23 protein-coding genes are annotated in these 20,871 nt (G+C 70.2%); 11 read left to right on the top strand and 12 right to left on the bottom strand.

Annotated features, from left to right (window positions below):
* Positions 1-159 precede the first annotated feature (159 nt).
* The gene (locus ACGFYQ_RS08595) at positions 160-1,026 is read right to left on the bottom strand and encodes an NmrA family NAD(P)-binding protein (protein ID WP_393741375.1); all 867 of its coding nucleotides are present in this window, start codon (positions 1,024-1,026) and stop codon (positions 160-162) included.
* Positions 1,027-1,397: 371 nt separating this feature from the next.
* On the opposite strand from ACGFYQ_RS08595, the gene ACGFYQ_RS08590 reads away from it, so the two are divergent.
* Positions 1,398-3,503, top strand: coding sequence for a SpoIIE family protein phosphatase (locus ACGFYQ_RS08590; RefSeq protein ID WP_393741373.1), 2,106 nt, complete (start codon positions 1,398-1,400; stop codon positions 3,501-3,503).
* A 126-nt stretch (positions 3,504-3,629) separates the two neighbouring features.
* On the opposite strand, the gene ACGFYQ_RS08585 is transcribed toward ACGFYQ_RS08590, so the two are convergent.
* Positions 3,630-3,905: a hypothetical protein gene (locus tag ACGFYQ_RS08585; RefSeq protein ID WP_362403103.1), complete on the bottom strand. Its 276-nt coding sequence runs from the start codon at positions 3,903-3,905 to the stop codon at positions 3,630-3,632.
* A gap of 29 nt (positions 3,906-3,934) precedes the next feature.
* Here ACGFYQ_RS08585 and ACGFYQ_RS08580 point away from each other — a divergent pair, with 29 nt between their 5' ends.
* The gene (locus ACGFYQ_RS08580; protein ID WP_393741371.1) at positions 3,935-4,318 is read left to right on the top strand and encodes a CGNR zinc finger domain-containing protein; all 384 of its coding nucleotides are present in this window, start codon (positions 3,935-3,937) and stop codon (positions 4,316-4,318) included.
* A gap of 14 nt (positions 4,319-4,332) precedes the next feature.
* Positions 4,333-4,776: an SRPBCC family protein gene (locus tag ACGFYQ_RS08575; protein WP_393741369.1), complete on the top strand. Its 444-nt coding sequence runs from the start codon at positions 4,333-4,335 to the stop codon at positions 4,774-4,776.
* 9 nt (positions 4,777-4,785) lie between these two features.
* Here ACGFYQ_RS08575 and ACGFYQ_RS08570 read toward each other — a convergent pair whose 3' ends face one another.
* A complete protein-coding gene (locus tag ACGFYQ_RS08570; RefSeq protein ID WP_393741365.1) occupies positions 4,786-5,115 on the bottom strand; it encodes a TfoX/Sxy family protein in 330 nt (109 codons plus the stop codon).
* Positions 5,116-5,355: 240 nt separating this feature from the next.
* On the opposite strand from ACGFYQ_RS08570, the gene ACGFYQ_RS08565 reads away from it, so the two are divergent.
* Positions 5,356-6,300 carry an SLC13 family permease gene (locus ACGFYQ_RS08565; protein ID WP_393741363.1) on the top strand — a complete coding sequence of 315 codons (945 nt, stop codon included), beginning with the start codon at positions 5,356-5,358 and terminating at the stop codon, positions 6,298-6,300.
* Positions 6,301-6,370: 70 nt separating this feature from the next.
* Here the strand turns inward: ACGFYQ_RS08565 and ACGFYQ_RS08560 are convergent, their stop codons facing one another.
* From ACGFYQ_RS08560 to ACGFYQ_RS08550, 3 genes are all read right to left on the bottom strand, one after another.
* On the bottom strand, positions 6,371-6,667 hold the full coding sequence (locus ACGFYQ_RS08560; protein WP_362403124.1) for a hypothetical protein: 297 nt from the start codon (positions 6,665-6,667) through the stop codon (positions 6,371-6,373).
* 38 nt (positions 6,668-6,705) lie between these two features.
* Positions 6,706-7,119 carry a class I SAM-dependent methyltransferase gene (locus ACGFYQ_RS08555; protein ID WP_393741360.1) on the bottom strand — a complete coding sequence of 138 codons (414 nt, stop codon included), beginning with the start codon at positions 7,117-7,119 and terminating at the stop codon, positions 6,706-6,708.
* A gap of 441 nt (positions 7,120-7,560) precedes the next feature.
* A complete protein-coding gene (locus ACGFYQ_RS08550) occupies positions 7,561-8,769 on the bottom strand; it encodes an NAD(P)/FAD-dependent oxidoreductase (RefSeq protein ID WP_393741358.1) in 1,209 nt (402 codons plus the stop codon).
* 397 nt (positions 8,770-9,166) lie between these two features.
* Here ACGFYQ_RS08550 and ACGFYQ_RS08545 point away from each other — a divergent pair, with 397 nt between their 5' ends.
* Complete coding sequence (locus tag ACGFYQ_RS08545) at positions 9,167-9,562, top strand: carboxymuconolactone decarboxylase family protein (RefSeq protein WP_215150402.1); 396 nt, start codon at positions 9,167-9,169, stop codon at positions 9,560-9,562.
* A 3-nt stretch (positions 9,563-9,565) separates the two neighbouring features.
* Positions 9,566-9,793, top strand: coding sequence for a hypothetical protein (locus ACGFYQ_RS08540; RefSeq protein ID WP_362406740.1), 228 nt, complete (start codon positions 9,566-9,568; stop codon positions 9,791-9,793).
* 62 nt (positions 9,794-9,855) lie between these two features.
* On the opposite strand, the gene ACGFYQ_RS08535 is transcribed toward ACGFYQ_RS08540, so the two are convergent.
* A complete protein-coding gene (locus tag ACGFYQ_RS08535) occupies positions 9,856-10,956 on the bottom strand; it encodes a sulfite oxidase (RefSeq protein WP_393741355.1) in 1,101 nt (366 codons plus the stop codon).
* On the opposite strand from ACGFYQ_RS08535, the gene ACGFYQ_RS08530 reads away from it, so the two are divergent.
* A complete protein-coding gene (locus ACGFYQ_RS08530; protein WP_393741353.1) occupies positions 10,892-11,650 on the top strand; it encodes a TfoX/Sxy family protein in 759 nt (252 codons plus the stop codon). The genes ACGFYQ_RS08535 and ACGFYQ_RS08530 overlap by 65 nt on opposite strands.
* On the opposite strand, the gene xerC is transcribed toward ACGFYQ_RS08530, so the two are convergent.
* Positions 11,571-12,944 (bottom strand): tyrosine recombinase XerC, encoded by a 1,374-nt coding sequence (gene xerC, locus ACGFYQ_RS08525; protein WP_393741351.1) that lies wholly within the window; start codon positions 12,942-12,944, stop codon positions 11,571-11,573. The two genes, ACGFYQ_RS08530 and xerC, sit on opposite strands and share 80 nt — an antisense overlap.
* Before the next feature lie 687 nt (positions 12,945-13,631).
* On the opposite strand from xerC, the gene ACGFYQ_RS08520 reads away from it, so the two are divergent.
* Complete coding sequence (locus ACGFYQ_RS08520; RefSeq protein ID WP_393741349.1) at positions 13,632-14,861, top strand: MFS transporter; 1,230 nt, start codon at positions 13,632-13,634, stop codon at positions 14,859-14,861.
* 173 nt (positions 14,862-15,034) lie between these two features.
* Here ACGFYQ_RS08520 and ACGFYQ_RS08515 read toward each other — a convergent pair whose 3' ends face one another.
* The 4 genes from ACGFYQ_RS08515 to ACGFYQ_RS08500 form a co-directional block, all read right to left on the bottom strand.
* Positions 15,035-16,378, bottom strand: a complete 1,344-nt coding sequence (locus tag ACGFYQ_RS08515) for a hypothetical protein (protein ID WP_393741347.1) — start codon at positions 16,376-16,378, stop codon at positions 15,035-15,037.
* Positions 16,379-16,511: 133 nt separating this feature from the next.
* A complete protein-coding gene (trxB, locus tag ACGFYQ_RS08510; RefSeq protein WP_393741345.1) occupies positions 16,512-17,483 on the bottom strand; it encodes a thioredoxin-disulfide reductase in 972 nt (323 codons plus the stop codon).
* A gap of 4 nt (positions 17,484-17,487) precedes the next feature.
* Positions 17,488-17,907 carry an arsenate reductase ArsC gene (locus ACGFYQ_RS08505; RefSeq protein ID WP_393741343.1) on the bottom strand — a complete coding sequence of 140 codons (420 nt, stop codon included), beginning with the start codon at positions 17,905-17,907 and terminating at the stop codon, positions 17,488-17,490.
* Positions 17,908-17,954: 47 nt separating this feature from the next.
* Positions 17,955-18,584 carry a three-helix bundle dimerization domain-containing protein gene (locus ACGFYQ_RS08500; RefSeq protein WP_393741341.1) on the bottom strand — a complete coding sequence of 210 codons (630 nt, stop codon included), beginning with the start codon at positions 18,582-18,584 and terminating at the stop codon, positions 17,955-17,957.
* Between the two features lie 76 nt (positions 18,585-18,660).
* On the opposite strand from ACGFYQ_RS08500, the gene ACGFYQ_RS08495 reads away from it, so the two are divergent.
* Genes ACGFYQ_RS08495 through ACGFYQ_RS08485 form a run of 3 tightly spaced genes read left to right on the top strand, consistent with a single transcriptional unit; the run spans position 18,661 to position 20,859 of the window.
* Positions 18,661-18,975 (top strand): helix-turn-helix transcriptional regulator, encoded by a 315-nt coding sequence (locus tag ACGFYQ_RS08495; protein WP_079407384.1) that lies wholly within the window; start codon positions 18,661-18,663, stop codon positions 18,973-18,975.
* A 40-nt stretch (positions 18,976-19,015) separates the two neighbouring features.
* A complete protein-coding gene (locus ACGFYQ_RS08490) occupies positions 19,016-19,807 on the top strand; it encodes an aquaporin (RefSeq protein ID WP_393741338.1) in 792 nt (263 codons plus the stop codon).
* On the top strand, positions 19,804-20,859 hold the full coding sequence (locus tag ACGFYQ_RS08485; RefSeq protein ID WP_393741336.1) for an ArsO family NAD(P)H-dependent flavin-containing monooxygenase: 1,056 nt from the start codon (positions 19,804-19,806) through the stop codon (positions 20,857-20,859). Before ACGFYQ_RS08490 ends, ACGFYQ_RS08485 begins: the two co-directional genes overlap by 4 nt.
* The last annotated feature ends 12 nt before the right edge of the window (positions 20,860-20,871 follow it).

Genomic DNA, 20,871 nt, shown 5'->3' with positions numbered 1-20,871 from the left:
GCGCCGTGGGAGAGGGGGTGACCCCGGGCCCAGCCCCGGCAAGGGCCGCAGCGGCAACACCATCAGGTCGGCCACGTCGGTCCCCGGTGCTGATCCCGAATGCGGCGAGGCCCTGTGCCGGGACCCACTCTGCCGCGCGGGCTGCGTCCCGCTGCGGCATCAGCGGGTCAGGAGCGGTGCCATGAGGTCGTGGGCGAAGTCGGCCACGGGCCGTGGGTCGTGCCCGGTCAGTTGGCGTACGGAGTCGGTGGTGTCGGCAGTGATGCCTTTCCTGAGCATCTGGAAGGTGCCCATCACCCCCTCGGCGAGCCACGGCGGCAGGCCCGCCCCGAGCATGCCGGCCAGGGCTGCCTCGTCGGGTACGGCGACATACTCGACCGTCCGTCCGAGGGCGGTGGAGAGCTGGCGGGCGACCTCGGTGAAGGTGATGGCCTCTGGCCCGGTGATCAGGTGGGTCTCTCCGTCCCCCCTCTGCCCGCAGAGCGCCGCGACCGCGCAGGCGGCCACGTCACGGGGGTCGATCATGGCGACGCGGGCGTCGTCTGCGGGCAGGAAGATCCGCCCGGCCTGCCCGATCGTCGGCAGTGAACCGAGGAGGTTCGACATCAGGAAGCCGGACCGGAGAATCACGAAGGGGATCCCCGCCGAGCGCAGGCGGTGCTCGATGCGGCCGTGCTGATCGGCGAACGTCTGCGCGGCCCCGACTTCGGCGCCGACCGTGGACAGCAGGACGATCTGCCGGACACCGGCCGTCGCTGCGGCCTCGATCGCGTTTGCCGCGTTCTCGACCTGCCGCGGGTCGTTGGCGCAGCTCAGGAAGGCCTGTTCGGCGCCCGCGAAGGCGGCACGGAGCGAATCGCGATCGGTGAAGTCCCCCTGCCCAAGGTCGGCGCCGGGGCCGAGTACGGCAGTGGCTCGTTCCAGGTTGCGGGTGAGCGCGCGGTGGGGGATGCCGCGCCGGCCCAGTTCGCTCACCACGTGTCGCCCGACGTTCCCGGTCGCGCCGGTCACCACTACGGTCGTCATCTCGTCGCGTCCTCACGCCGGTACGGGGCCTTCCACCCACGTTGTGCGCCACGACCGTCCTGAGCCCCTCAGGACACGCGGGTTCACCCGTCAGGACCCCTGGGCGGGCTACCCCGCCGGAATGGGAGGCCTGGTGCTGCTCCAGGCTGCCTCGGGCATTCCGGTCTGGTTCGGGTCGCGCTGAATCGGCCGGCTTCGCCCTCGAGGAAGCGGCGCAAGGACATCCAGCCACGGAAGGATCTCGTCCTATGGTGCGGTCGGCCAATCCGGGGGGACCATGGAACCCGAAGCGCCCACAGACGCAGGAGCCAGGCAGGGCCGGCGTCAGCGGACGGCCCGCGCGATGCCGGCAGGCGGAAGGAGAGCCTGCGATGAGCGCAGCCGAGGCACGTCGGGCCGATGCCGGTCGGCCGGAGGAGGGTGCGCCGGAGCCGAGCGGGCTGATGGACCTCCTCGGTGTCGCCGCCGTGCTGCTGAACGCTGATGGGCGGATCGTCCTGTGGAGCCCGCAGGCCGAGGACCTCTACGGCTACTCCGCCGAGGAGGCGCTCGGGCAGTACGCGGCGCCACTGCTCGTCCATGAACAGCACTGGGAACTGATGAGCAAGCTGTTCGCCCATGTCATGGGGACAGGCGAGAGCTGGGCCGGAGCGTTCCCCGTTCGGCACAAGGACGGCAGCACTCGACTGGTCGAGTTCCGCAACATGCGCCTGCTGGACGACCGCGGCAACTTCTACGCCCTCGGGCTCGCCGCCGACGAGACGACGTTGCGCGAGCTGGAGCGGGATGTCGCCCTGTCCACGCGGCTGATCTCACAATCCCCCATCGGGCTGGCGATCCTTGACACCGATCTGCGGTACGTGGCGGTCAACCCGGCCCTGGAGCGGATGCACGGCATATCCGTGAAGGACCACCTCGGCCGGCACTACCGCGAGATCATGACCGCCGCGAAGTTCGGGGTGGCCGAGGCCGCGATGAGGGAAGTTCTGAAGACCGGGATTCCGATGGTTGACCAATCCACCATCGTCGGCCGCACACCCGGCGACCCGGATCAGCACGCCTGGTCGATCTCCCTGTACCGGCTGGAGGACCCCCAGGGCCGGGTCCTCGGCGTGGCCGACCTGGTGGTCGACGTCACCGACCGGTATCAGGCGGCCATGGAGGCCGCAGAGGCCCGGCGGCGCCTGGCCCTGATCGCCGACGGCTCCGCCCGGATCGGCACCACCCTGGACGTGGAACAGACCGCCCGCGAGCTGGCCGAAGTCGTCGTTCCCGAGCTCGCCGACGTCGTCGCGGTCGACGTGCTCAACTCCGTCCTGGACGAACACCGCCCAGGCCCTGCTCCCCGAGACGGCCCGGAGCTCTTTCGCGCGCTCGCGCTGAAGGCCGCCTACCCCACGGAAGCGTTCCAGGCCGCCGACCCGCCCGGCGAGATCGCCGCCTACGCCGCCGACCGCGTGGCCACCGAGACCGTACGCACCGGGCAGCCACAGCTCATCGCCCACGCCGACGACACCGACCTGGCACGCATCGCCCGGGACAGCCACGCCGCCGGCCTTCTGGCCCGCGCCGGCGTGCACTCCTACATGTCGGTCCCGCTCACCGCACGCGGCCACGTCCTCGGCTTCCTGGGCCTCACTCGGGCCCGCAACCCGGCGCCCTTCGGCGAGGACGACCTCTCCCTCGCCGCCGAACTCGCTGCCCGCGCCGCCGTGTGCATCGACAACGCCCGTACGCACCAGAGCGTGCGCAACGCCGCCGAAACCCTGCAGCGCAGCCTGCTCCCCAGCCACCCGCCGCACCTTCCCGGACTGCAGATCGCCTCCCGGTACCGGCCCGCGCAGGCCACGTACGAGATCGGCGGCGACTGGTACGACGTCTTCCCCCTCGACCGCGACAGGACCGCACTCGTCGTGGGCGACGTCATGGGCAGCGGCATCGACGCCGCCGCCGCCATGGGCCGCCTACGCACCGCCACCAGCGCCTTCGCCGACCTCAACCTCGACCCCGACCAGCTCCTCCAGCACCTCGACAAGATCACCTCGGGGCTGGAGCACTACATCGCCACCTGCGTCTACGCCGTCTACGACCCCCACCGTGCCGAATGCCACATCGCCAACGCCGGCCACCTACCGCCCGCCCTCGTACGCAGCGGCAAGCACCCCGAACTCCTCGACCTGCCCACCGGCACCCCGCTCGGAGTCGGCGGAGCCCTCTTCGAGACCACCACCTTCGGCCTCGGCATCGGCGACCAGCTGGTCCTGTACACCGACGGACTGGTCGAAACCCGCCACCATCCCATCGATGAACGACTCGAAACCCTCCTCGCCCTGCTCGACGTGCCCGACGATTCCCTGGAAGAGACCTGCGACCGGCTCCTACGCGAACTCCGGCGTCCCGACGACCCAGATGACGTCGCCCTGCTCATCTGCCGTACGCAACCCTTCACACGTGGTGCTGATCCCCCACAGAGCTGATCCCGGAGCCACCACCTTGCGGCTGGTGATGCCCAGCTCGCCCGGACATCGCTCCACTTGCGCACCACGCAGACACTCGGCGGCCAGCACCCCGACGACACACGTCGGCACGGAGATCTAACGGTCCTACTGGCGGGGGAGCCGGGCCTTGATCAAGTACTCGGCTTCCTCGGACAGTCGCGCACGCCGGCCTTCTTCGTCGGCGATCTCGATCTCCCCCCGCAGGGCCAACTCCGTGCGCAGTACGGTCGTTCCCGGGACAGGTACCCGCTGACCTGGCTTCTCCGTGAACGGCTGCAGCTCTGCTGCCAGGGCCTTCGCATCGTCCGATGCGCTCCGGCGCAGCGAAAGGAAGACCCGGGCCAGCCAGTCCGCGGGGATCTGCACCATGAAGTCGGTCATGCAGGTGTAACGACCAGCCCAGGTGGTCCGTGTCGCTCGACCGCCCGAGCGGCCCAAGGGTGTCGGCCACCGGCACCCGGGACGCAGCCCTCGCGGCACTGAACGAGGCGTGCAGCGTGACACCGGTGTGGGCGACGCTCCACTGGCCTTCGGGTGGGGACCCGGCCCGCATCGTGCGCGCCAGCGACCTCGCGGGGCAGGCGGTGGTCGCCGTGCTCGCCGGACAAGCCGTCGACCTGTTCACCGGCGACATGCGACCGCAGCTGCGTGCCTGCCTGGCGCCGGGCTGCGTGCTCTACTTCGTGAAGCAGCACCCCCGCCGCGAATGGTGCTCGGCCGGCTGCGGCAACCGTGCCCGTGTCGCCCGCCACTACCAGCGCCACCGGGGCACCAAGACCGCCCCCGAGTCCTGAGCGGAGGCTCTCCGATGAAGGTCGACGTGCTGACCGAGGCCGTGATCGCCGCCCCGTCCGACAAGGTCGCCGCCTACGCGGCCGACCCCACGCACGCACCCGAGTGGTACGCGAACATCACCTCCGTCGACTGGCGGACGCCGCCGCCGTTGGCTGTCGGCTCCAGGGTCGCGTTCGTCGCCCGCTTCATCGGCAGGCGGCTGGCCTACACATACGAGATCACCGCGTACGAGCCCGGGCGCCGACTGGTGATGCGGACGGACGAAGGACCCTTCCCCATGGAGACCACCTACACCTGGGAGCCGTACGGGGAAGGCTCGAACCGCACGCGCATGACGCTGCGCAACTGGGGCGAGCCCAGTGGGTTCGCCTCCCTCGGCGCCACCGTGATGGCGGCGGCCATGCGCCGCGCCCAGCACAAGGACCTGGCGGCACTCAAGGCGCTGCTGGAGCAGTGAGTACGGATCTCACTTGGGCGGCAGCGTGTCCGCGAACGCCACTGCCGTCGTGAGCCAGTGGTCCAGCACCGCATCCTCCGCCAGGGCCCGGCCGCTGACCGTCACCCAGCCGCGCATCGGGCGACCGGTGAAGTCCATGGGCCGGGCCTCCGGGCGGGCGAGAGCCTGTTCGGTCCCGTCCGGACCCACACGGGCGATGACCTCGTCGCCGGACACGCCCACGGTCATGTTGCCGTGCAGCAGGAACGCGAGACCGCCGAACATCCGTTTCTCGGTGACGGCGGGCTGCTCACCGAGCCGCTCCCGGATCCGCTGGGCCAGTCCTTCGTCGTACGTCATGCACCCACTGTCCTGCGCGGTACGGGTGCCCGCGCGCCGGGCACCGCCGCGATGTGCCGGTGCGGGCGGTGCTCGGCCCCGCCGAGCAGGATGATCCACGGGGTAGGGTTTCCGGAGGCAGGGTGGTCATCGACCTCCCTGCCGTTCCACGTCGCGGCCGCCGGTGATGCCAGCCGCCCGGAGGCATCCGGAGGTGCCTCGGCGGCGCCTCCGCCCCCTGCCGCGCACCCCGTTCTGTCAATGAAGTGCCCCAGCCCGACAGGCCCTGACCCTTGCTCGCTTCCCCGATGTCCGCCGTCGCGCGCATCGTTCGCCGAAGTCCTGGCCTCGAACATCGGGGGCACGGCCACCCTCGTCGGTGACCCGCCGAACATCATCATCGCCAGCCGGGCCGGGCTCACCTTCAACGACTTCCTGGTGCACCTCGCCCCGCTGTGCGTCGTGCTCGTGGGCGTACTGGTGCTTCTGTGCCGGGTGATGTTCGCGAAGCACTTCGTCTACGACGAGAAGCGCGCGGCTGAGCTCATGGACCTTCGCGAACGCGAGGCGATCACCGAACCTCGGCTCCTGGCTCAAGGCCTCGGCGTCCTCGCGCTCGTCGTGGCGGGCTTCGTCCTGCACCCGGTGCTGCACTACGAGCCGAGCGTCGTGGCCCTGCTCGGCGCGGGCCTGCTCATCGCGATCTCCAAGGTCGAGACGGGGGAGATCCTCGGCGAGGTGGAGTGGCCCACCCTCGCCTTCTTCGCAGGGTTGTTCGTCATGGTCGGGGCGCTGATCGAGACCGGTGTCATCGGAAGCCTGGCAGGCTCCCTCGCGGATGCGATCGGCGGTGACGCACTCGGCGGATCCATGATGCTCCTGGGTGGATCCGCGGTCCTCTCGGGGATCATTGACAACATCCCTTACGTGGCCACGATGGCTCCGATCACCAGCGAGCTGGTCGGCGACATGGGTGGCGACCCCGACCACGTGATGTGGTGGGCGCTCGCGCTGGGCGCCGACCTCGGAGGCAACGCCACCGCCATCGGAGCTTCCGCCAACGTCGTGGTGCTCGGCATCGCCGAACGCAACCGCCACCCCATCAGCTTCTGGGCATTCACCAAGTACGGCCTCGTGGTCACGATGGCGACCGTCGCCCTCTGCGCCCTCTACCTGTGGTTGCGCTACTTCGCCCTCGCCGGGTGAGCATCGTCATCGGCTCGTGGGCAGCCCGGCTGTTGGACCGCTAAGGCTTAGGCGACACCCGACTTGAAAATCAGGTGCCGGAGTTGTCGACGAACCCCACGACATCGAGGTATTCGATTTTGGGCGGGACGCCATAAATCCCCGTCACCTTGCCGACGAGCTCCTCCGTGAAGAAGGTGCGGCCTTTTTCCTCGTCATCCCACACGTAGAAGTTCCTTGCCCGAACACCGTCTTCGTCGAGCATGAAACTCTTGAAGCGAAGGCCGGCCATGCCTTCGAACGGTGCCCGGAGTTCGCCGGCAATCCTTGCGAGAGTTGCACGATCGAACTTGTCGGTCTGCGTAAAAGTCACGAGCACGCCGATCATCGGGCCTCCTGTCGATCCAGTGATGCTAGCGGCGGAGCCTAGTACACGCGGCCGGAAATTCTGGGCGTTAGGCCGCGAGTGGGAGGTGCGGCTCGCGGTCCGCTATTCGGGCCAGGAGCGCGTCGCTCGTCCACACCGCCGGAAGCGGTCTCCACGATCAGCAGCCCCTGGCCGTGGACGAGGTCCCTGATCCGCCGCAAGAGCCTGCAGGGGTCGCCGCCGATGCCGATGTTCCCGTCGATGAGCAGGGCCGTTCCCCACGTGCCCTCACCGGGAATCGGATCGAACACCGAACAGTGCTGTGCGGCGCCACCCCGGCGCACCGTGGTGATCACGGCGGACGGCGACACGTCGATCCCGAGTGTGCAGTGCCCGCGGTGGAGCAGCGCCTCGACCAGCCGGCCGGCCCCGCCCCCGATGTCCAGTACGCGGCCCTTGCAACGGCGCAGCACGGCGTGATCACCGGCGTCCGCTCGCGCGCACCGCCTCTCGAGACATCCAGGGGACAGCACCAACCGTCCGCATCGCGCAGTGACAGATCACCCCGCCGGGTGTGCATTGCCTCTGCGTAGGGGCCGTTGTTCCAGGCCCTCAGCGGTACGGAGCGGCCCAGAACCAGAGGTGCTCACACAGGCTCCCTATGAGCGACAGGGGCCGCCGCAGTCCGGGGCGGGCGGCGGCCATCCTCCATGCATCGCCACAAACGCCGGGATGGGCGGGGCAGTGGCGGCCGATTCCATCGAACGGCCCTCTCCGGATTCCTGGCGCTGGATCCCTGGAGCCGCCGCGGTGGGTCACCGGGGCCGACGGTCCCGGCCCAGGGCGAACGTGACGAGGATCCCGGCGAGCGCGCCGGCCCTCGTCTACGAGGACGACGAGGGGAGACGGGCGGCTCAGCCCGCCGCGGGGGCCAGGGCCGGGTCGGAGAAGAACGCCGAAGGAGCGGTCACCCCGGCGATCACCCGGGCGAACCCGTCCATCGTCTCTTGCCGCTGCGCGATGGCGCCGAACATCTGCTGCATCTGCGGGGTCGGCGGGTCCAGCTGGGCGAACTCGGCGGTGAACTCGTACATCTCCTGTACCCGCGCGTCGCGGGCCTCTTGGTAGTCCCGCATGGCCTCCGCGAAGGGGCGTTGTCCGGTGAGGGTCTCGTCGACGGCCCGGGCGCACAGCTCCGCGTCCTGGAAGGCGTCCTGGATGCCCTGCGCGGTGATGAAGTCCTTGAGGTAGCCGGCGTCCCCGACCAGGGCCCAGCCCGGTCCGTACGGTCTGCGGAAGTAGTTCGGGACGGCGGTCCCGACGAGCCGCTCGACACGGGTGGCCGAGGCGGTCCGTTCGGCGAGGGAGGGAGCCAGAGCGATGGTGGCCAGGTATTCCGCCTCGGCGTCGGCCCGGTGCGCCTCGGCTTCGCGCATCGGCCAGCCGCAGATGAGCAGGGTCAGGCCGTCGTTGGTGGGCCAGCCCGCGAGCGCCCGGTCGGGCCGAAGGAAGGCCTCGAAGTGCTCGAACCCGAGCCCTGACCAGTAGGTGTAATAGCTGGCCTGCAGTTTCGGCTTCTCGGCGTACGAGGCGGCTCCGACGGTCCGCGCGACGAACGAGTGGGCTCCGTCCGCGCCGACCACCACCTGGGCGTGCTCCGTCACCTGGGGGCCGTCGTGTTCGCGGCCCCTGATCCCGGTCACGGTGCCGTCCGTACCCCCGCCGTCGGTCACCAACTCCTCAACGGAGAAGGCCTCACGTACCTCGACGCCCGCTTCCGAGGCCGCATCCACGAGGATCTTGTCCAGGACGGTGCGGCGCGGTGCGTACGAGCCGGAGAACCCGCACCCGGCCGGTGAGCCCGCCAGGGTGAGCGGTCCGAGGTCGAACGAGTAGGTGGTGATCTCCGGCAGACCGCCGGCGGTCACTCGGCTCAGCAGGCCCCAGCGGTCCAGGGCCGCCAGGCCCGGCGGGTGGATCAGGTGCGTGGAGACGGTGTCGCTCGGGAAACGGGCGCGGTCCACCAGAAGGACCCGGTGGCCCCGGCGGGCCAGCAGCATCGCGGTCGGTGCACCCGCGCAGCGGGCCCCGACGACGATGGCGTCGTAGGTCTTGTTCGTCATGGCCTCACCTGCCGGTCGCTGTCCTTCCACGCTATCCGCGGACCCAGGGCGGCGCCCCCGGGAGAAGGGGCCCGCGGTCTCGGCCGACTGTGCGGACGGGGCCGGATTCGTCTGGCGGCCGCGCGTCCGGGGGGCTCCCGGCTGTGAATCATGTGTCACCGGACGATCACCATCCGTGCCGAGCGTCCCGTGGGGCGGCCTCTCCGTCCGTCGCCGGAGATGGTGGAGGTGCGTAAGCTTGATGTGAGGGCCCGCCGGTGCCAGAGGGCTCTCTCCGCCGGGGCAGTGGGGTTACGCAACGGCGGTCCGAGCCCGTCGATGGCCGGTGCCGACACGCTCGCGACCAGCGCGGGCGAGCCTGGTCGGGCACGCGGAGCCTTCGGAGGAGGCTGTTTTCATGACGACCACGGTCAGTCGCGCCGATGTCGAAGCGGACATCAAGGAAACCCTGGGCCTGGTGCCGCACTTCTTCCAGAGCATTCCGACCGAGCTGCTGGGCCCGGAGTGGGAGATCTTCAAGCGGATCGAACTCGGCGAGACGCTGATCCCGAACAAGTACAAGGAGTTGATCGGCGTCGGGCTGCACGCCGAGACCAAGTGCCGGTACTGCAGCCTGTTCCACGCCGAGGCGGCCAAGCTCTTCGGTGCCACGGACGAGGAGATCCAGGAAGCCGTGCACTACGCGAAGGCGAGTCTGGGCTGGAGTGCCTACATCAACGGCATGCAGGAGGACTACGACCAGTTCGCCTCCGAGCTGGGCCAGGTCGTCGAGTACGTACGCTCCAAGGGCTGACCGATGCTGCTGGAGAGGCTGCGCCCGGCGGTACTCCGCGGCACGTTCCACGTGTACGAACTGTCCGCACTGGTCACGGCGGCCCGCTACGTCGTGGAGTCCGCTCCGGCCGACGTACCGGCCGAGTCGCTGGACCATCTCCGTCAGCTGCTCGACGATTACGACCGGCAGGTGCAAGACCTGCCGGCCGCGGCCGCCCAGCCGACACGAGGCGGCCCCGCGGCAACGTGAACGGCAGAGATGCCACCATGTCCCGCTGCCCCGTCCATCCCCGTCCATCCCGGTGCCGGGAGTCAGCGGCACAGGACGGGGACTCGCTGGACGGCGTTGTTGCCGAAGCCGCCACGGTTCCATGGCTGTTCGAGGGGCTGGGTGCGGCCCGAGGCGTCCGTGGCCCGGACCGTCAGGGTGTGACTGCCCGGGGTGGCCGTCCACTCCGTGTGCCAGGCCTGCCAGGCCGCCGGATGCGGCCCGGGCGGCTTGACCTCGGTGTCGGCCCACGTCAGCCCTCCGTCAGGACTGAACCCGACCCGTACGACCGGCCCGTGCCCCGACCAGGCACGGCCTTCCAGCCGTACGGGCCCTGGGTGCACGACGCGGGTGCGGGACATGAAGTCCGGGAATCCGGGCGGTACGAGCAGGGCGCGCGGCGCGATCCGGGTGACTGGTTCGCCGGGCTCCTCCGGGGTCTGCCGGTAACGGTAGGCGACCGTCTGCTGGAAGCCGGTGAACGGGCGATCGACGAGAGTGATGTCGCGCAGCCATTTCACGTGGGCCATGCCGTACCAGCCGGGGACGACCAGACGGACCGGGTACCCGTGCTGCGGGGGCAGTGGCGTGCCGTTCATGGCGTAGGCGATCAGTACGTCCTCGCCGACGGGCAGTGGAAGACTGCGCTGGTAGTCCTGCTCGACGCCCCGCTCCACGCCGTGGTCGGCGCCGGTGAACACGGCTTCGACGGCATCAGGCCCTACCCCGGCCGCGTCGAGCACCGCCTGCAGAGGCACGCCCGTCCAGTCGGCGCTGCCCACGGCCTCGACCAGCCAGGGCTGGCTGACGGGCCTGGGCGAGAGCCGGGCCCGGCCGTTGCCCGCGCACTCCATGGTGACCCGGGTCGTGACGGCCGGGAGCGCGCGGAGGGCGGCCAGGCCCAGCCTGAGCGGCGTGCGGACCGTCCCGCCGACGGTCAGCCGCCACTCGTCGTCGTTCGCCACGGGGATGTCGTAGTGGACCAGCACGTAGTGCAGCCCCGCCGGTGTGACCTCGTAGCGCAGCGCCTCCAGCGGCATCCCGTGGTTGCGCGCAGCGAGCGCCAGCTCCTCCACGCCGATGCCTTCACCGGCATCCGCCACGCGACCGGGGCTGCTGACATCGCTCAGGGACGGCGGTTCCATGCCCCCATGGTCGCGCGAGGCACTCCGCCCGGCACGTCACGGGGCCCCGCGGGAGAGTGGGCGTATGACGTACGACGAAGGTCTGGCCCAGCGGATCAGGGAGCAGCTCCGCGAGCGGCCGGACATCACCGAGAAGCGGATGTTCGGCGGCCTGTCCTTCCTTCTGTGCGGGCACATGAGCGTGGGCGTGGTCGGCGACGAGCTCATCGCCCGGGTGGGTCCGGACCGGGCCGAGGAGGCGCTCGCCCGGCCGGAGGCCCGGCCCATGGACTTCACCGGGCGCCCGATGCGCGGCTGGGTGACGGTCGGAGGCCCTGCCCTCGCGGAGGACTCCGTCCTGCGGCACTGGGTGACGACGGCGGTGGCCTTCGCCTGCCCACGCTTCCCCGGAAGTAGCGCAGCCGACGGGTGCACGCGCCTGCTTACCCGAGGTTTCGCGAGCTCCGGGTGCGAGCCAGTGAAGGCGGTTGCCGAGACCGGCCACATCGAAGGCGGCGGTGATGGATGCGCTTGCGGACTGGGAGCCCGGCTGGCACGCTGGGGGTCAAGGGGGCGCAGGTTCAAATCCTGTCGTCCCGACCAGCGTTTACGCAGGTCGGAGGCCGTTCTCTCATTCATGAGAGGGCGGCCTTTCGTGCGTCCGGAGCCATGGTGGTCGCACGTCCGGTCTGTGGCCGGTCGGCCGTGGCACTGAAGCCGGGTACTGCGGGGGAGCGGTGTCGGCGGAGGGCTTCGCGGATCCGGTGGATGTGGTCGCGTGGTGGTCGCAGCCACGGTGTCCGGCCCGTTTCGTGGCCGGCGTTCTCGGCTCCGGTGAGGGCGTGGTCGACGGCTTCGCGGGCTGCCTGCTGGGTGAGGTGGCTGTAGAGGTTGGCGGTCGTCGAGAGGGTGGAGTGCCGCAGGGTCTTGGAGACCACGGTGAGCGGCACACCGGCGGTGATGGTGGCGGCCAGGTGTCGCAGGTCGTCGTGGACCGTGATCCTGGGGACACCGGCTTCGGCGGAGAGGCGGCGAAGTCGGTCCAGCACCTCATGAGGTCCGAGCGGACGCCCGTCGGGTCGGCAGAACACCAGTCCGGTGAACGGATCGTCAGGATCGCTGCGCGTGCGAGGCATCGTTTGGGCGTGGTGCCGGAGGGCTGTGGCGACACGGGGTGAGATGGCGACCCAGCCGCGGCTCGACCGGGTCTTCGGCGTGGTGATGACGAGGTGATTGTTGTCGATGGCGGAGAACGTGCAGCGCACGCAGAAGACGGCCTGGTCGAGGTGGACGTCGTCCCAGTGGAGGCCGAGGGCTTCGCCCTTGCGCAGGCCGGTGCCGATGAGGAACTCGAACAGGTCGGCCATCTCGGGATCGGCATGGTGGCAGTGGGCGAGGAAGCGGGCGGCTTCCTCCGCCGTCCAGATGCGACGCTCCGGCGATGGTGGTCGGTGTAGGAGCGGGGGACGGGCCGGGTTGTGGGGGAGACGGTGCTGCCTGACGGCGTCGCCCAGCGCGCTGGAGAGGGTGGCCAGGCACCGGTAGAGGGTGGTGGGGCCGAGGCCGGCGGCGAGCTGGCAGGTGACGTAGGCCGAGATGTGGCGGTGGGCAAGCTGGTCGAGCTTGAGGGTGCCGAAGGCCGGGATGAGGTCGTTGCGGACGTAGTCGCGATAGCGGGCCATGGTGGTCGGCTTCAGCACGAGGGCCTTCGCCGCCAGCCACGCGTTCAGATAGGCGGTGACCGTCTGGTTCGGGTCCGCGTTGTACCCGCCCGCCTCGCCCTCGAGGAAGCGGCGCAGGGACTGCTCGGCCGTGTCCTGCGTGGGGAATCCGCCCCGCCGCACCGTGGTGCGGCGCCGGTCCGGGGTGGGGACATCGACGGCGAAGCTCCAGGTGCCGTGCTCGCCGTCGGTGACCAGGTGGGGGCAGTGTGTGCCGAGCTGGCGGCGGTGGTTGTCCCTGCAGCCACAGCGGCGGTAGATACGGCCGCGGCCGACGCTGGTACGCACGGGTATCGCCTCCGGGAGGCGGAGGGAAGTGGGTACCTCCAGCCTGCGACCACAGGCGACCACCACGCCTCTCACGAGCGCTGTGACCAGCCGGTTTCCCTTGTTGCCGCGCCAAGGGCCCCACTCAGGAGAGCGTCAGCAGATTTTTCGTCTGCTGGTGGTACACGATCAGCGCCTCCGATGACCAGGCAAAACGTACGTCGATCGCACGAGTGTTCACAGCTTGGTCCGCAACTGGCCCGGATCTTGGTTGGCTTGGGCGGAGGACTGGAGCGCCGGGTCCGGGCTGCACTTGATGGCGAGGCCGTCGTCGCTGGGGCGCCACCGCGTTCGATACTCCCGTACGTCGCAGAAGCGCTGCCATGGCGGACAGATCGACTGATCCGGGGCAGCGATAGCCAGTCGTGGCACGAGGAGGCCGCGAAAGTCGGCCGGCGCACGCTCGCGGAGGTTGACGCGACGACTGCCGGGCTGACTCCGTCCCGGGCGAAGCTCGAACGGGAGCCCGAACGATGGGCAGGCAGGGGCAGCCCGGATCACAGTTCCGTTGCGTAGATGCGCTCGAAGACTCGGGTTCTCCTGCGATCTGCGAGGTCGGCGGCCTCGGAGAGATCGCAGATCCCGGCTTGCGCAGCTGGTGGGATCGTCCACTGTGAACGACTCCTTCCGCCCGTCAGACTGTCCAACATGACTGACACCGCGCCGCCCGCTGACACCACACCCGACCAGGACAAGTGGCTGAGCCCGGGCGTCAAAGGCATCGGCTCGGCCAGTTTCCTCGCAGACGTCGGCCACGAGATCCCGACCGCGCTGCTGCCCTCCCTGCTGACCTCCACGCTCGGCGCTCCCGCCGCTGCACTGGGGGCGATCGAGGGTATTTCCGACGCGCTGGCGGGGGCGGCCAGGTTCGGTGGCGGCGTCCTCGCCGACGACCCGGCGCGACGTCGGAAGGTCGCCGTCGGCGGGTACGCGACGACCGCAGTACTGGGCGCGGCAACCGCAGGCGCCACTGCGGTGTGGCAGGTGGGACTTCTCCGTGCCGCCGCCTGGACCGCACGCGGGCTTCGGGTGCCTGCCCGCAACGCCCTGCTGGCGGACATCGTCCCGGCCAGGGCGTACGGACGGGCGTACGGGTTCGAGCGGATGATGGACAACCTCGGCGCGATCTTCGGCCCCCTCCTCGCGCTGGGTCTGGTCGCCTGGGTAGGCGTCCAGTGGGCGATCGGCCTCTCCGTCATTCCCGGTCTGCTGGCCGCCGGCGCAATCGTCTACGCCATCCGCAAGACCCCTCGCCCGACCAGCCGGGACAAGGTGCCCCTCAGGATCCGCGTCAAGCCCGTCCTTCACGGTGATCTCGGCAGACTGCTGGGCGCGGTCGCCGCGTTCGAGGTCGGCAACGTCGCCGCCACCCTGCTGATCCTGCGCGCCTCGGACCTGCTGACCCCCGAACATGGCACCAAGACCGCGACCACCATCGCGCTCGGCCTCTATACCGCCTACAACGTCGCCGCCACCATCGCCTCCGTGCCCGCCGGGCGGCTCTCCGACAGGCTCGGCGTCCGCGGCCCTGTTCTCGTCCTCGCCGCAGGGGTCGCCGCCTTCGCCTTCTCCTACGGCCTGTTCGCTGCCGACGCCACGGCCATTGCCTTCCTTGCGGTGCCGTTCGTCCTGGCCGGCGTCGGGATCGGCGCAGTCGAGACCGCCCAGCACTCCGCCGTCGCGGCCCTCGCACCCAAGGACCTGCGCGGCTCCGCCTTCGGCATGCTCGCCACCGTCCAGTCCCTCGGCAACCTCGCAGCCAGCACGATCGCCGGCATCCTCTGGACCACCATCTCCCCGACCGCGGCCTTCACCTACCTCACCGTCTGGATGGTGCTGGCCCTGGCCGGGCTGCTGATCTCGGCCCGCCGCGGATAGCAGCCGGGGCCGCGGCCTGGCTCGACGGGAGAGGACTCGGCCTGGCTCTTGCGGCTCGTCACGAGATGAGCTCGCGTTCCCTTGCCGCCGCTCTCGAGCGTCTGCTGTTGGCAGTGGCGTGAGCGACCGCGGCCTTCTGGGAGTCGACCGGCTCCCAGAAGGCCTGCGTGGCATCAGCGCAGACGGAGGCGGCGCAGCGCCATCACGGTGCCGTCGGGGTGTAAGGAGACGGGGCCGCGCCACTTTGAGTCCCAGGGGTCGGCGGGCCAGGAGGAGCGGAGTGCGTGCGCCTCGTGGCGGTACTGCTCGACCCTGCCTTCTCGTAGGTGCTCGAAGAGGTCCTCGGCGAGGCCGGAGAAGGCCTCGACCCGAATCCCGTTGAGGCGGAAGACGTGATCGGTGCCCACGAAGTTCTTGCCGTGGATGGTGTGGGTGACGTCTTGGACGATGCCGGTGCCGGCGTGGGTGAAGGTCTCGAAGTGCCGCTTGCCCTGGCGCTTGGTGAGGTAGCGCGCTGTCGGTTCACCGCCGCCGGTGAACGCCATCAGACCGGCGGCATCAGCCTGGGCGAGAACGCGGCCGAACCAGCCGTGCTCCTCCGGCTGGAGGTGGTATCCGGGCAGGACGACCGGCTTCTCGTCCGGCTCGGTGGGCACGTGGATGCCGGGGACGATGGCGCGGTCCTCGACCGAAGGGTCGAGGGTCACGGTCGTCGGCAGCCGCAGGGTGCCGTCGCCGGGGGCCTGGAGCAGGTAGACGGTGATGTTCTCGCTCTTCTTGGGGAGCGTCGTACCGAAGACCAGGGACGGAGTCTCGTTGTACGGGCCGATGTGGATGCCCTCCACATCGGCGGAGACGGTGGCGAGCTGCTTGTGTACCTGGGACACGTTGCCGTGGGTGCCCTTGCAGGTCACCGGGATGACCCGGGACGGCTCACCCGGTTTCCAGACCTCCAGGAAGAAGTTCGGTCGCCTTGGGGCGCTGCTGCGCCCGGCCTCCTTGCCGGTCAGCTCCCAGCCGGCCCGCATGGCTATCTCGGCGTCGATGACCGAGACCGAGTGATCCGGATAATGCGCGGCGAGCACGCGCTGGGCGAGCGCGAGGGCGAAGCCGATGCTCAGCTCGCCCGACTGGGTGGCAGCGTAGTGGCGCCGCGGGTTGCGGCCCTCCGTCGAAAGGGCCATGTAGCGGCCGTCGTTACCGGTCAGGGCCTGGCAGTACTTCAGGCTTGCCCAGTGCTCGGCGAGGCCTCGTCCGGCGCCTTGCCGGGCGAGGACGTTGGCCCGGCCCAGGGTGTGGAGGACGTCCCAAGGGGTGAGCCGGAGCGACAGGCCGAGCGGCTTCAGGGGCAAGGGGCGGAGTTCCGGTTTGCGGCGCAGGGGCGCCTGGTTCTTCTCCTGCTTGGCCTTGTCGTCCGCGGCGGCCGCTTTCGCGACGCTGCCCGCCAGTTCCGTTGTCGACTGGACGGATACGTGCCACGGCTGCGCGAGATCCCTCAGTACGTCTGCTCGCTTCAAGCTGCTACCCCCTACGCCCCGTACGGGTGTTACAGGCCAACGTCGCAAGCTACGTGGGCGAGTAGGGGCGCATGAAGAGCGTACGCGCGCACATGATGAGGCTGGCCCCCGCGCGAGGCGGGGGCCAGCCTCATCAGGTGCTGTTCCCGTCGCCAAGCGCGGCGAGGTAGCGCTCGGCGTCGAGGGCCGCGGCGCAGCCAGTGCCGGCGGCCGTGATGGCCTGGCGGTACGTGTGGTCGACCACGTCGCCGGCGGCGAAGACGCCAGGGATGTTCGTACGGGTCGACGGCGAGGCGGTCCGGATGTAGCCCTCGTCGTCGAGGTCGAGCTGTCCGGTGAACAGCTCGGTGCGCGGGTCGTGCCCGATCGCGATGAACAGGCCGGTGACGTCGAGGTCGCGGAGCTTGCCGGTGAAGGCGTCACGCAGGACGACACCGGACAGCATGCCGCCCTTCTCCTTGATCTCGGCGATTTCGCTGTCGAAGGCGAAGGAGATCTTGTCGTCGGTGAAGGCCCGGTTCTGCATGACCTTGGAGGCGCGCAGGGTGGAGCGTCGGTGGACGACGGTGACCGAGCGGGCGAAGCGGGTGAGGAAGGTGGCTTCCTCCATGGCGGTGTCGCCGCCGCCGACCACGACGATGTCACGGTCGCGGAAGAAGAATCCGTCGCAGGTGGCGCACCAGGACACCCCGCGGCCGGACAGCTCTTCCTCCTTGGGCAGACCCAGCTTGCGGTAGCCGGATCCGGTCGCCACGATCACCGTCTTGGCGCGGTGGACGGTGCCTTCGGAGTCGGTGACTTCCTTGATGGTGCCGGTGAGGTCGACGGAGATGATGTCGTCGTCGATCATCTCGGCGCCGAACTTCTCGGCCTGGGCCCGCATGTTCGTCATGAGGTCCGGGCCGTCGACCCCGTCGGGGAAGCCGGGGAAGTTCTCGACCTCTGTCGTGGTGGTCAGCGACCCGCCGACGAAGATCGAGCTGCCGAACAGCAGGGGCTTCAGCTGGGCGCGGGCGGTGTAGAGGGCGGCGGTGTATCCGGCGGGGCCGGAGCCGATGATGATGACGTTGTGTATGCCGTCGTCGGCGGTGGTCGCGTCGGTCACGGGATCAGCCCTGCTTCTTGGCGTCGATCTCGGCGATGAGGCCCTCGATGAGGCCCTTGATCTCGTCGCGGATGGGGCGGACGGCCTCGACGCCCTGGCCGGCCGGGTCCTCGAGCTGCCAGTCGAGGTAGGTCTTGCCGGGGAAATACGGGCAGGCGTCGCCGCAGCCCATCGTGATGATGTAGTCGGACGCCTGGGCGGCCTCGGGGGTGAGGATCTTCGGCTTCTGGTCGGAGATGTCGATGCCCAGCTCGGCCATGGCGGCGACGGCGGAGGGGTTGATCTGGTCGCCGGGCATGGAGCCGGCGGAGCGGACCTCGACGCGGTCGCCCGCGAGGTGGCGCAGGAACCCGGCTGCCATCTGGGAGCGGCCCGCGTTGTGGATGCAGACGAACAGGACGGAGGCGGCAGGAGCGGAGGACATCTGTTCTTCCTTGGGGTGAGGCGACTGCGGTGGGGATCTGTGGCGCTTCAGGGGGCGAGCTGGGTGAGCAGCTCGGTGATGTGGGCGTCGATGGCGTCGCGGATATCGCGGACGACGGCGATCGGCGCTCCGTCGGGGTCGGCCACGGGCCAGTCGAGGTAGCGGCGGCCGGGCATGACGGGGCAGGCGTCGCCGCAGCCCATCGTGATGACGATGTCGGCGGCCTGGACGACCTCTTGGGTCAGCGGCTTGGGGTAGGCATCGGCCAGGTCCACGCCGGCCTCGGTGAGGGCCTGAGCGATGTGCGGCTCCACTGCGTCGGCGGGGTGGGTGCCCGCGGAGGAGACCCTTACCCGCTCGCCTGCCCGGTGGGCCAGGGGAGCTGCGGCCATCTGGGAGCGGCCGGCGTTCTGGCTGCACACGAACAGCACTCGGGTCGGCCCGCTCGTCAGCCCTTGGGTGTGGGCGAGGGCGTCCAGGCGTTCGGCGGTAAGGCGTTCCGCCAGCACGACCAGGTGCGTGCGGATCCGCGCCTGTTCGGCAAGACGTGCGTAGGAGTCGGCAAGCAGGCTCAGTACGGTTTCCGGTGCGAAGTGGCCGGCGTACCGGGAGGCGAGACGGGCAGCCCCCGCAGCCAGGCGTTCGTCCGGCAGGAGGGGCGATGAGGGCGTAGACATGGCGTTCCCGTTCAAAGGAGCCAATAAGGTCAGCTCGGACTGGTGTCAGCCCCAGCTGATGTGACAGTATCAGCACATGATGACGTCAGTCGACACTGATCTGATCCGGGTTCTGGCCGACCCGCTCAGGCTCCAGATCGTGACCCTGCTCGCGCGCGAGACGCTGTGCACCACCCACCTCGTGGAGGAGACGGGTGCCAAGCAGACGAACCTCTCCAACCACCTGAAGGTGCTGCGCGAGGCCGGGGTCGTGGATACGGAGCCATGCGGGAGGTACATCTACTACCGCCTGCGTCCGGAAGTCATCGAAGTCCTCGCCGGTCAGTTTGCCGACCTCGCCACGACCGCGCGTGCCACCGCCGAAGCGAACCTCAAGCGGTCCTGCCCATAGCCTTCCGCGCTTTGCCTCACCTGCCCGAGGAGAACCCGTCTTGACCGCCACCGAGCCCGTCGCCGCCCCCGCAGCGGAGAGCGACATAGCCCCCGACGCACCCCAGCCCGCCCCCGGCGCGACCCCGCCCCGCACCCCGCTGATCGCCCGCGCCGCCGCCGAGCTGGTCGGCACCGCGGCCCTGGTCGCGATCGTCGTCGGCTCCGGCATCCAGGTCACCGAGCTCACCCAGGACGTGGCGCTCCAGCTGCTGGCCAACTCCACCGCCACCGTGTTCGGGCTCGGCGTCCTGATCGCCCTGCTCGGTCCGGTCTCCGGCGCGCACTTCAACCCGGCCGTCACCCTGGCCGAGTGGTGGACCGCCCGCCGCGGCGGCGCCGGCGTCACCGCCCGCGAGCTCGCTGTCTACGTGCCTTCGCAGATCGCCGGTGCGATCGCGGGTGCGATCCTCGCGGACGCCATGTTCGGCGAGCCGCTGGTGAAGTGGTCCACGCACGACCGCTCCGCCGGAAACCTCCTTCTTGGTGAGGTCGTCGCGACCGCCGGCCTGATCCTGCTGATCTTCGGCCTGGCCCGCACCGACCGGCTCCGCTTCGCCCCCGTCGCCGTGGCCTCGTACATCGGTGCCGCGTACTGGTTCACCTCCTCCACCTCCTTCGCCAACCCGGCGGTCACGATCGGCCGCGCCTTCACGGACACCTTCGCGGGCATCGCACCGGGCTCCGTGGCCGGCTTCATCGGCATGCAGCTGGTCGGCGCCGTGGTGGGCCTGGCGCTCGTGGCGGTCATCTTCATGCGCGGCAAGAGCGACACGGAGCAGCCCGCAGCATGACGCAGCGCACGGACGTGGTGGTGATCGGCGGCGGCCAGTCCGGGCTCGCCGCCGGTTACCACCTGCGCCGTCTGGGCATCGAGCACGTCATCCTCGACGCCCAGACGGCACCCGGTGGAGCCTGGCAGCACACCTGGGACTCCCTCCATCTGTTCTCCCCGGCGCATTACTCCTCGCTGCCCGGGCGGCTGATGCCCGCCCAGCCCGGCGAGACGTACCCGGATGCGCAGCATGTTGTGGAGTACCTCGCCGACTACGAGAAGCGGTACGAGCTGCCGGTCCAGCGCGGAGTGTGGGTCGATGCGGTCCATCGCGACGGTGCTTGTCTGCGGGTGGCGAGCGACTCGGGCGACTGGCGGGCCCGCGCGGTCGTCAGTGCGACCGGCACCTGGACCCGCCCGTTCATCCCCGCCGTCCCCGGTCGCCGGGAGTTCTCCGGACGCCAGCTCCACACGGTGCAGTACAAGAGCCCGGCCGAGTTCGCCGGCCAGCGGGTGATCGTGGTCGGCGGTGGCAACTCCGGTGCGCAGATCGCCGCCGACCTCGCCTCTGTGGCCGAACTGACGTGGGTCACCCAGCGTCCGCCCCGCTACCTGGCCGACGACATCGACGGCCGGGCCCTCTTCGACGCCGCCACCGCCCGCCGCCAAGCGCTGGATGCCGGACGCTCCGACACTGGCGGGGTTGCCTCCCTCGGCGACATCGTCGCCGTGCCGCCCGTACGCGCCGCCCGCGACGCCGGACTTCTGCACGCGAAGCCGATGTTCACCCGGCTCACCGCCACGGGCGCCGAGTGGGCCGACGGCACCCTCGCCGAAGCGGACGCGGTCGTCTGGTGCACCGGCTTCCGCCCAGCCCTCGCCCACTTCGCCTCATTGCGCCTGCGTGGCACCCGCGGCCACATCGCGACCGTCGGCACCCGCGCGCTGGATGAGCCCCGTCTGCACCTGCTCGGCTACGGAGACTGGACCGGCACCGCCTCCGCCACCCTCATCGGCGTCGGCCGCCCAGCCCGAGAAGCCGCCCGGGAGATCGCTGACCTTCTCGCGTGAACCGATAGGCCG

The sequence above is a fragment of the Streptomyces sp. NPDC048258 genome (assembly GCF_043201995.1).
Lineage (GTDB): Bacteria > Actinomycetota > Actinomycetes > Streptomycetales > Streptomycetaceae > Streptomyces.
The sequence above is the reverse complement of the archived record's forward strand: the minus strand, read 5'-3'. Positions and strand labels throughout refer to the sequence as shown.

Coding starts and splice junctions, on each gene's coding strand:
- ACGFYQ_RS08545 (WP_215150402.1), top strand. CDS start 9,167: ATGACGACCACGGTCAGTCGCGCCGATGTCGAAGCGGACATCAAGGAA.
- ACGFYQ_RS08535 (WP_393741355.1), bottom strand. CDS start 10,956: ATGGAACCGCCGTCCCTGAGCGATGTCAGCAGCCCCGGTCGCGTGGCG.
- ACGFYQ_RS08575 (WP_393741369.1), top strand. CDS start 4,333: ATGAAGGTCGACGTGCTGACCGAGGCCGTGATCGCCGCCCCGTCCGAC.
- ACGFYQ_RS08565 (WP_393741363.1), top strand. CDS start 5,356: ATGAAGTGCCCCAGCCCGACAGGCCCTGACCCTTGCTCGCTTCCCCGA.
- ACGFYQ_RS08495 (WP_079407384.1), top strand. CDS start 18,661: ATGATGACGTCAGTCGACACTGATCTGATCCGGGTTCTGGCCGACCCG.
- ACGFYQ_RS08560 (WP_362403124.1), bottom strand. CDS start 6,667: ATGATCGGCGTGCTCGTGACTTTTACGCAGACCGACAAGTTCGATCGT.
- ACGFYQ_RS08550 (WP_393741358.1), bottom strand. CDS start 8,769: ATGACGAACAAGACCTACGACGCCATCGTCGTCGGGGCCCGCTGCGCG.
- ACGFYQ_RS08590 (WP_393741373.1), top strand. CDS start 1,398: ATGAGCGCAGCCGAGGCACGTCGGGCCGATGCCGGTCGGCCGGAGGAG.
- ACGFYQ_RS08585 (WP_362403103.1), bottom strand. CDS start 3,905: ATGACCGACTTCATGGTGCAGATCCCCGCGGACTGGCTGGCCCGGGTC.
- ACGFYQ_RS08570 (WP_393741365.1), bottom strand. CDS start 5,115: ATGACGTACGACGAAGGACTGGCCCAGCGGATCCGGGAGCGGCTCGGT.
- ACGFYQ_RS08505 (WP_393741343.1), bottom strand. CDS start 17,907: ATGTCCTCCGCTCCTGCCGCCTCCGTCCTGTTCGTCTGCATCCACAAC.
- ACGFYQ_RS08485 (WP_393741336.1), top strand. CDS start 19,804: ATGACGCAGCGCACGGACGTGGTGGTGATCGGCGGCGGCCAGTCCGGG.
- ACGFYQ_RS08595 (WP_393741375.1), bottom strand. CDS start 1,026: ATGACGACCGTAGTGGTGACCGGCGCGACCGGGAACGTCGGGCGACAC.
- ACGFYQ_RS08520 (WP_393741349.1), top strand. CDS start 13,632: ATGACTGACACCGCGCCGCCCGCTGACACCACACCCGACCAGGACAAG.
- ACGFYQ_RS08500 (WP_393741341.1), bottom strand. CDS start 18,584: ATGTCTACGCCCTCATCGCCCCTCCTGCCGGACGAACGCCTGGCTGCG.
- ACGFYQ_RS08540 (WP_362406740.1), top strand. CDS start 9,566: ATGCTGCTGGAGAGGCTGCGCCCGGCGGTACTCCGCGGCACGTTCCAC.
- ACGFYQ_RS08530 (WP_393741353.1), top strand. CDS start 10,892: ATGCCTTCACCGGCATCCGCCACGCGACCGGGGCTGCTGACATCGCTC.